Consider the following 6,164-nt stretch of genomic DNA (forward strand, 5'->3'; position numbering starts at 1 on the left):
TCGCGGTCGGGCGCGGGCTCTCCAACGCGCGGATCGCCGCCGAGCTGTTCCTCAGCGTGGCCACCGTCAAGGCCCACGTCTCCCGCGTCCTCGCCAAGCTCGGCCTCGACAACCGGGTGCAGATCGCGCTGCTGGTCTACGACGCGGGACTGCTGGACGGCGACGGCGACGGCGGCGAGGGCGGGGGTGCCGGCGCCGGTGGTCTCTAGAGCGGCCGGCCGGGATCGCGGTCGCCGGAAGACGCCGTCGTCACCGACCGGTCGCGAATATGTCCGGACAACCTGACTACACGACTTCCCGTCAACCAGGCACCGGACTACGCTCGGCCCCGTGCCGAAACCAGATGTGGGCCCGACCGTGGCGCTCGACCTCCGCGTGGACCGTAGTTCCCCGGTGCCGCTGTACTTCCAGCTCTCCCGGCAGCTGGAGTCCGCCATCGAGCACGGCAGCCTCACCCCGGGCAGCCTGCTCGGCAACGAGATCGAGCTGGCCGCGCGGCTCGGACTGTCCCGGCCGACCGTACGCCAGGCCATCCAGGCCCTCGTGGACAAGGGGCTCCTCGTCCGGCGCCGGGGCGTGGGCACCCAGGTCGTGCACAGCCAGGTCAAGCGCCCGCTGGAACTGAGCAGCCTCTACGACGACCTGGAGGCGGCCGGTCAGCGCCCCGCCACCCGCGTGCTGGTGAACACGGTCGTACCGGCCCCCGCCGAGGTCGCCGCCGCGCTCGGCGTCCCCGAGGGCGATGACGTGCACCGCGTCGAACGGCTCCGCCTCGCCCACGGCGAACCCATGGCCTACCTGATCAACCACCTGCCGACCGGCCTGCTCGACCTGGACACCGGCCGGCTGGAGGCCACCGGCCTGTACCGGCTGATGCGGTCCGCCGGGATCACCCTGCACAGCGCCCGCCAGGCCATCGGCGCCCGGGGCGCCACCGCCACCGAGGCCGAGCGGCTGACCGAGCCCGAGGGCGCCCCGCTGCTGACCATGCGGCGCACCACCTACGACGACACCGGCCGCGCGGTCGAGCTGGGCGACCACACCTACCGCCCGAGCCGCTACTCCTTCGAGTTCCAGCTGCTGGTGCGGCCTTGACCGGGCCCCGGTATTCGATGAGATGTCCGGACAAAGCGACCGTCCTTCGGTCCCCGGTCGTGCCATGCGCGGTCGGCATGTCCGATACTGAAGTGTTTGGGGCAGGTGAAATCGCCGCCGGGACGCACCCACGGTGAGGTCGCCCGCCCCTTATGTGCGTCGCAGCAGAGCAGCGGACGTACGTCGGAGCACAGCAGAAGCGGCAAGAAGGGCACGGCCTCGTGGCACGGTTTCGGACCTGGGTAGGCATAGCGCTGGCGGGGGCACTCTCCGTGTCCCTCGCGGCGTGCAGCAGCACCGGAGGAAAGCGGGCGGAGGACGCCCGCAAGGCCGCCGCCGCCCAGGGCAGGGCGGCGGTGAACACCCCGCGCTGGACCTTCGCGATGATCACCCACTCGGGGGACGGCGACACCTTCTGGGACATCGTCCAGAGCGGCGCCAAGCAGGCCGCCGTCAAGGACAACATCAACTTCCTGTACTCCCACGACGACGAGGCCCAGCAGCAGGCGCAGCTGGTGGACGCGGCCGTGGACAAGAAGGTCGACGGCATCATCGTCACCCTCGCCAAGCCGGACGCCATGAAGGCCGCCGTGGCCCGTGCCGAGAAGGCCGGCATCCCGGTGATCACGGTAAACTCCGGCTCCGAGGAGTCCAAGGCCTTCGGCGCCCTCACCCACATCGGCCAGGACGAGACCATCGCCGGCGAGGCCGTCGGCGAGGAGCTGAACAAGCGCGGCAAGAAGAAGGCCCTGTGCGTACTGCACGAGCAGGGCAACGTGGGCCACGAGCAGCGCTGCGACGGCGTCGCCAAGACCTTCCGCGGCAGCTTGGGCAAGCTCTACGTCAACGGCACCAACATGCCCGACGTGCAGTCCGCCATCGGTGCCAAGCTCCAGGCGGACAGGTCCATCGACTCCGTCGTCACCCTCGGCGCGCCCTTCGCCGACACCGCCGTGAAGGCCAGGACCGACGCGGGCAGCAAGGCCGAGATCGACACCTTCGACCTCAACCCCAAGGTCGCGGCGGCGCTCAAGGACGGCACCCTCGGCTTCGCCGTGGACCAGCAGCCGTACCTCCAGGGCTACGAGGCCGTCGACCTGCTGTGGCTGTACAAGTACAACGACGACGTCCTCGGCGGCGGCAAGCCGGTGCTGACCGGCCCGCAGATCGTCACCAAGGACCAGGCCGCCGAGCTGGCCCAGTACACCGACCGGGGTACCCGATGAGCACGGTCACCGATCACAAGCCGCTCGACGAGAGACTGCTGCCCGCCTCCCCGCTGCGCAAGCTGCTCGCCCGCCCGGAGCTCGGCTCGGTCGTCGGCGCCCTGGCCGTCTTCCTGTTCTTCGCCTTCGTCGCCGACGGCTTCCTGCGCGCCACCAGCCTCAGCACGGTGCTGTACGCCTCGTCGACCATCGGCATCATGGCCGTACCCGTCGCGCTGCTGATGATCGGCGGCGAGTTCGACCTCTCGGCGGGCGTCATGGTGACGTCGTCCGCGCTGATCTCCTCCATGGTCAGCTACCAGATGACGGCGAACACCTGGGTCGGCGTCGGTGTGTCACTGCTGGTCACCCTGGCCGTCGGCGCCTTCAACGGCTTCATGCTCACCCGCATCAAGCTGCCCAGCTTCATCATCACGCTGGGCACCTTCCTGATGCTGACCGGCATGAACCTCGGCTTCACCAAACTGATCGACGGCACGGTCTCCACCAAGACCATCGGCGACATGGAGGGCTTCTCCAGCGCCCGTGCCGTCTTCGCCTCCACGCTCACCATCGGCGGCGTCGACGTGAAGGTCACCATCCTGTGGTGGCTCGGCCTGGTCGCCCTCGCCTCCTGGATCCTGCTGCGCACCCGCACGGGCAACTGGATCTTCGCCGTCGGCGGCAACGAGGACGCGGCCCGCGCGGTCGGCGTCCCCGTGGCCCGTACCAAGATCGGCCTCTACATGGGCGTCGCGTTCGGCGCCTGGATCTCCGGCCAGCACCTGCTCTTCTCCTTCGACGCCGTCCAGTCCGGCGAGGGCGTCGGCAACGAACTGATCTACATCATCGCGGCCGTCATCGGCGGCTGCCTGATCACCGGCGGCTACGGCAGCGCCGTCGGCTCGGCCGTGGGCGCGCTGCTGTTCGGCATGACCAGCAAGGGCATCGTCTTCGCCGAGTGGAACCCCGACTGGTTCAAGTTCTTCCTCGGAGCGATGCTGCTCCTCGCGACCCTGCTCAACGCCTGGGTCCGCAAGCGCGCGGAGGCGACCACATGACCCTCGTCGAGCTGACCGACGTCAGCAAGCACTACGGCACCGTCCGCGCCCTGGAGGGCGTCTCCCTGGAGGTCCACGCGGGGGAGATCACCTGCGTCCTCGGCGACAACGGCGCGGGCAAGTCGACCCTGATCAAGATGATCGCGGGCCTGCACCGGCACGACGGCGGCACCCTGCGCATCGAGGGCGAGGAGACCACCCTCTCCTCCCCGCGCGAGGCCCTGGACCGGGGCATCGCCACCGTCTACCAGGACCTGGCCGTGGTCCCCCTGATGCCGGTCTGGCGCAACTTCTTCCTCGGCTCCGAGCCCCGCAAGGGCGTCGGCCCGTTCAAGCGCATGGACATCGACCTCATGCGCCGCACCACCCGCGAGGCGCTGCTGCGCATGGGCATCGACCTCAGGGACGTCGACCAGCCCATCGGCACCCTCTCCGGCGGTGAACGCCAGTGCGTGGCGATCGCCCGCGCGGTCCACTTCGGCGCGAAGGTCCTCGTCCTGGACGAACCGACGGCCGCCCTGGGCGTCAAGCAGTCCGGTGTGGTGCTGAAATATGTGGCCGCGGCACGCGATGAGGGCCTGGGTGTTGTTCTGATCACCCACAACCCGCATCACGCGTATCTCGTAGGCGACAGGTTCGTGCTCCTGAGGAGGGGCACGATGGTGGGAAATTACACACGTGACGAGATCACCCTGGACGAACTGACCCAGCAGATGGCCGGCGGCTCCGACCTGGACGCCCTGCGCCACGAACTGCAACGAGACTGAGACGAGACCGAAGGGACGCGCAGCCCCTTCCCGCCCCGACCCGCACGGCACCCGGCGTGAGCGTGCGGCAGAATCGACCAACGATGAGCACCTACCGCGACCTCCCCGCCCCCATCGGCTCCCGCCGAGCCCCCGTCCTGCGCACCGTCGGCACCAGGGAGCGCCGGTCCCACCTGACCGCCCCCCGTGTGCCCACGGTCGGTATCGACATCGGCGGCACCAAGGTCATGGCGGGCGTCGTCGACGCCGACGGCAACATCCTGGAGAAGCTCCGCACGGAGACCCCGGACAAGTCCAAGAGCCCCAAGGTCGTCGAGGACACCATCGTCGAGCTGGTCCTGGACCTCTCCGACCGGCACGACGTGCACGCGGTCGGCATCGGTGCCGCCGGCTGGGTCGACGCCGACCGCAACCGCGTCCTGTTCGCCCCCCACCTGTCCTGGCGCAACGAACCGCTGCGCGACCGCCTCGCCAGCCGGCTGTCCGTGCCGGTCCTGGTGGACAACGACGCCAACACCGCCGCCTGGGCGGAGTGGCGCTTCGGCGCCGGCCATGGCGAGGACCACCTCGTGATGATCACCCTCGGTACCGGTATCGGCGGCGCCATCCTGGAGGACGGCCAGGTCAAGCGCGGCAAGTTCGGCGTCGCCGGGGAGTTCGGCCACATGCAGGTCGTGCCCGGCGGCCACCGCTGCCCGTGCGGCAACCGCGGCTGCTGGGAGCAGTACAGCTCCGGCAACGCGCTCGTCCGCGAGGCCAAGGAGCTGGCCGCCGCCGACTCCCCGGTGGCCTACGGCATCATCGAGCACGTCAAGGGCAACATCGACGACATCACCGGCCCGATGATCACCGAGCTGGCCCGCGAGGGCGACGCGATGTGCGTGGAACTGCTCCAGGACATCGGCCAGTGGCTCGGCGTCGGCATCGCCAACCTGGCGGCGGCCCTCGACCCGTCCTGCTTCGTCATCGGCGGCGGCGTCTCGGCCGCCGACGACCTGCTCATCGGCCCGGCCCGGGACGCCTTCAAGCGTCACCTCACCGGGCGCGGCTACCGCCCCGAGGCCCGCATCACCCGCGCCCAGCTCGGCCCCGAGGCGGGCATGGTGGGCGCCGCCGACCTCGCCCGGCTGGTCGCCCGCCGGTTCCGCCGGGCCAAGCGGCGCCGGGTGGAGCGCTACGAGCGCTACGAGCGCTACGCCCAGGCCCGCCGCGACCGGGACACCGCATGACGCCCTCGCTGCCCCACCAGGCCGGTCCGCCGTCACGGCCGGACCGGCCCGCCGAGGACCCCCGGCACAAGACCCGGCGCCGGGCCCTCACCCTGCTGATCATCGTGCTGCTCATCGGCGTACCGGCCGGCTATCTGGTGATCTCGGCCAACCAGAGCCGCGACAGCGGCAAGGACAAGGAGGCCAAGTACTCCGCGACCGGCCTCACCGCGGGCTGGCCGTCCAAGGTGCAGCGCCGCCTCTACCAGGTGTCCGTCCCGCACCCCGCCGAGGACGTCGCCTACTACGAGACGAACAACTGGAAGACCAGCCGCCTCTACGTCCAGTTCCGCACCAACCCCGCCGGTCTCGACAGCTTCCTGGGGACCATGGGCGTACGCCGGGAGCAGCTGCGGAAGGGCGAGATCGCGATCGGCGAGCGCGACCGCGAGGTCAGCGGCTGGACCTTCGGCGGGCGCGGACCCTGGTGGGGGCTGACCCACGAGCAGAAGAACCCCGCGCCCACCCAGGACGTGGTCGTCGACCTGTCCGACCCCCAGCTCCCGCTGGTCTACGTCGTCTCCCGCACGGTCCCCTGACCAGCGGCCCCGGCCAGGGGCCCCGGCCGGGCTCCGGAGCCGATTGTCAGACCCCGCCCGTAGAGTCGAGGACGAGTCGAGGACGACCGGTGCGACGCACGGGCGGGAGGTGGCAGGACGGATGACGAGCACGACGGCCGCGGTGGCCGAGCACACGGAGGGTTCCCGGGAGACACGGGCCGGGCACCCGGCCTGGGTGCGCCTCGCGTGCGTCTATCTGCCCGCGCCC

At 70.6% G+C, this 6,164-nt stretch carries 7 protein-coding genes; all 7 read left to right on the forward strand.

The window, feature by feature from the left end:
- The coding region (locus tag H5J33_RS19975) for a response regulator transcription factor (RefSeq protein ID WP_181796296.1) at nucleotides 1-209 on the forward strand (209 nt) is incomplete at its 5' end.
- A 148-nt stretch (nucleotides 210-357) separates the two neighbouring features.
- Nucleotides 358-1,095, forward strand: a complete 738-nt coding sequence (locus H5J33_RS19980; protein WP_181796302.1) for a GntR family transcriptional regulator — start codon at nucleotides 358-360, stop codon at nucleotides 1,093-1,095.
- Nucleotides 1,096-1,316: 221 nt separating this feature from the next.
- Complete coding sequence (locus H5J33_RS19985; protein ID WP_181796297.1) at nucleotides 1,317-2,321, forward strand: sugar ABC transporter substrate-binding protein; 1,005 nt, start codon at nucleotides 1,317-1,319, stop codon at nucleotides 2,319-2,321.
- Nucleotides 2,318-3,361 (forward strand): ABC transporter permease, encoded by a 1,044-nt coding sequence (locus H5J33_RS19990; RefSeq protein ID WP_181796298.1) that lies wholly within the window; start codon nucleotides 2,318-2,320, stop codon nucleotides 3,359-3,361. The genes H5J33_RS19985 and H5J33_RS19990 overlap by 4 nt, the downstream gene beginning before the upstream one ends.
- Entirely contained in the window at nucleotides 3,358-4,128 is a 771-nt protein-coding gene (locus H5J33_RS19995) for an ATP-binding cassette domain-containing protein (protein ID WP_181796299.1), read from the forward strand. Before H5J33_RS19990 ends, H5J33_RS19995 begins: the two co-directional genes overlap by 4 nt.
- A gap of 83 nt (nucleotides 4,129-4,211) precedes the next feature.
- On the forward strand, nucleotides 4,212-5,357 hold the full coding sequence (locus tag H5J33_RS20000) for an ROK family glucokinase (RefSeq protein ID WP_181796300.1): 1,146 nt from the start codon (nucleotides 4,212-4,214) through the stop codon (nucleotides 5,355-5,357).
- The gene (locus H5J33_RS20005) at nucleotides 5,354-5,935 is read left to right on the forward strand and encodes a sugar kinase (protein ID WP_181796301.1); all 582 of its coding nucleotides are present in this window, start codon (nucleotides 5,354-5,356) and stop codon (nucleotides 5,933-5,935) included. Before H5J33_RS20000 ends, H5J33_RS20005 begins: the two co-directional genes overlap by 4 nt.
- Nucleotides 5,936-6,164 lie beyond the last annotated feature (229 nt).

The sequence above is a fragment of the Streptomyces sp. WELS2 genome (genome assembly GCF_013870595.1).
GTDB lineage: Bacteria > Actinomycetota > Actinomycetes > Streptomycetales > Streptomycetaceae > Streptomyces.

Coding starts and splice junctions, on each gene's coding strand:
- H5J33_RS19990 (WP_181796298.1), top strand. CDS start 2,318: ATGAGCACGGTCACCGATCACAAGCCGCTCGACGAGAGACTGCTGCCC.
- H5J33_RS19995 (WP_181796299.1), top strand. CDS start 3,358: ATGACCCTCGTCGAGCTGACCGACGTCAGCAAGCACTACGGCACCGTC.
- H5J33_RS20000 (WP_181796300.1), top strand. CDS start 4,212: ATGAGCACCTACCGCGACCTCCCCGCCCCCATCGGCTCCCGCCGAGCC.
- H5J33_RS20005 (WP_181796301.1), top strand. CDS start 5,354: ATGACGCCCTCGCTGCCCCACCAGGCCGGTCCGCCGTCACGGCCGGAC.